This is a genomic window from Methanobrevibacter sp., from assembly GCF_045644645.1.
Taxonomy (GTDB): Archaea; Methanobacteriota; Methanobacteria; order Methanobacteriales; family Methanobacteriaceae; genus Methanocatella.
The window spans coordinates 1-2,483 of the sequence record NZ_JAZRHE010000059.1 but is presented as its reverse complement, the minus strand read 5'-3'; the positions used below and the strand labels follow the sequence as shown (position 1 = coordinate 2,483).

Annotated in this window: 2 protein-coding genes; both read right to left on the bottom strand. The window is 36.4% G+C overall.

What is annotated here, in order from left to right; genetic code table 11:
• Positions 1–519: 519 nt before the first annotated feature.
• On the bottom strand, positions 520–762 hold the full coding sequence (locus tag ACKI4K_RS03430; protein WP_407422306.1) for a hypothetical protein: 243 nt from the start codon (positions 760–762) through the stop codon (positions 520–522).
• An 88-nt stretch (positions 763–850) separates the two neighbouring features.
• Positions 851–2,389 (bottom strand): cobyric acid synthase CobQ, encoded by a 1,539-nt coding sequence (gene cobQ, locus ACKI4K_RS03425; RefSeq protein WP_407422304.1) that lies wholly within the window; start codon positions 2,387–2,389, stop codon positions 851–853.
• Positions 2,390–2,483: the final 94 nt, after the last annotated feature.

Below are 2,483 nucleotides of genomic sequence, written 5' to 3'. Positions count from 1 at the left end.
TTAATTTCTTTAATTTTTTTGAGTGCTGGTTTTTCAAAACCAAAATCCGAAAGATTTAATTGCTTTGAAAACAAATAACTAACTGGAGAATAGGTATTTTCTTGCTTCATAATAATATTTATTCTCCATTTTACTATATATAACTATATATTGCTTATTTTTTTCAATCGATGTGAAATTTCAAGTATAAAATAAAAATATTAATGTTAAGATTATTTATTGAAAATTAAAGTAAAAATAGAAAAGAAAAATGTTTTTGAAAGATTTTTTGTAAAAATCAGATGGGATTTCTACAAAGCCAAATTTTTCATAATTAAATTTAGAATTGTCAATCATATTTCCCTAGTTTAAGTTTGATAAAGAAATTATATAACGGTATATTATTCAAGTGTTTCTTATTGTAGAAAAATTGGCATGCGAAGGCATTGGATTTACATTACCGAAAAGCAACGACCATTAAAAGTAGGCCATAGAAAGATTCAACAAAAATTATTGTAAAATAAAAAAAGAGTAGCAGAATTATTCTGCTTTAACTTCAGTAACGAATGTCATGTTTTCAATTGTTTCGGTTTCGCCAGCTTTAATGGTGTAGATTGGGGAACCGAGTAAGATTAATCCGTTACATACTTCTCTGACTTTATTGTCAGTTACTTCTTGCATGTGGGTTCCTTCATAAGTGAAACCTGCGTCTGCGTTACCTTCTAATGCGAATGAAATTACTTCACCGGATTTTTTGTTTGTTGCGTTTACATTCAAAATCATAATTTAATCTCCAAATTATTTTGATGTTTATAGATATGTTGGTTAACATTTTTAAATGATGCGGTTTTGATTCAATGTTGGAATGCCCTTATTCCATATGGCTTTCAAAGATTAGTTTATCAATGATGTCCATATCCAAATTCTCTTCAACTATTTCGGCCAATCTGTTAAGGGAATAATCCTTTTGAGTTTCATATGGATCTTCACCATATTTAGCTTCAAGACCTTTCTTGACTCTAATGTAGTTTAAGAACTCCCTTCTGAAGTTGTAATTGTGAAATATTCCATGGAAGTATGTTGCAAAGACATTCCCATTGGATGCGCCATCGATAACCCCATCCTCATTGTTTCCTTGACCTTTCTTAATATTTAAAAGGGCGGTGGAATCTAAAAGGTCGCTTGTTCCCTCATGTATTTCATAACCGTGGACTTCCTCTCCGGCTATGCTTTTAAACATCTCACCTGCAATGCCTTCCAGATCATCGGGGATTGTTGCGGTTGACTGTGTGACAATTTTGCCGGCTCTTGAAAAGCTTGATTCAATGTCCAGCAATCCTAATCCGTTGATTGTTCCATGTTTGGATTCGCGCTTGTCTTCGTCATGAATGACATTTCCCAAAATCTGCAATCCTCCGCAAATGCCGACAATTGGGATTTCTGAGGATTTTGCAATGATTTTGTCTGCCAGGCCGCTTTCGCGAAGAGCAAACATGTCCTCTGTTGAGTTACGGGTTCCCGGAATTAATATTGCATCAACATCACCGACATCGTCATTGACGCCAATCATCTTAAGCCCAACATCTTCCTCATACTCGAATGGGTCGATGTCTGTAAAGTTAGCTATTTTCGGCAGGCGGATAACGCCGATGGTGATGTCTTTGTTTTCTGCGAATTCATGGGTGGTCAGTGAGGCAGAATCCTCTTCAGGCAATTTCAATGTTTCATCATAGGGCAGGACTCCTAAAACGGGTTCACCTGTAATTTCTTCAATCCTGTCGAGGCCTGGCTTTAGGATGTCCAAGTTGCCTCTGAACTTGTTTATCACGGTTGCTTTAAGCCTGGACCTGTCATAATCATCAAGCAGGACATATGTACCGGCGATGGCTGCAAAAACGCCACCCATTTCAATGTCGGCTATCAGGATTACGCTGGCATCGGCCATGTGGGCTATTTCCATATTTGCAATGTCCTGGTCACGCATATTAATTTCAGCGGGAGAACCGGCACCTTCGATTATTATAACATCATATTCATCGGATAAAATCTTAAAGCTTTTTTTTATGGCGTCAAAGGCAGCATCGTGGTATTTGTGCTGGTAATCGTAGAAGTTCATGTCTCCGATGGATTTCCCTTGAATGATTACATTGGAAGTGAAATCCCCTTTTGGCTTAAGCAAAACAGGGTTCATGTGTATGCTCGGTTCAATCATAGCCGCTTCGGCTTGCAGCATTTGCGCTATTCCAATTTCGCCGTTTTCTTTTGTGGTGTATGAGTTTAAAGACATGTTCTGGGATTTGAAGGGAGCTACTTTATATCCCCTATTCTTATAAATTCTACATAATGCTGCCACAAGCATGCTTTTTCCTGCGTTTGATGATGTTCCTTGAACCATGATGCACTTTGTCATGTGAGAATATATTGAGTTAATGCTATAAATAATTTTTAATTTAGAAAAATGAAAGTGAGAATGATATTTTTTTTGATGTAAAATCATTATTGCA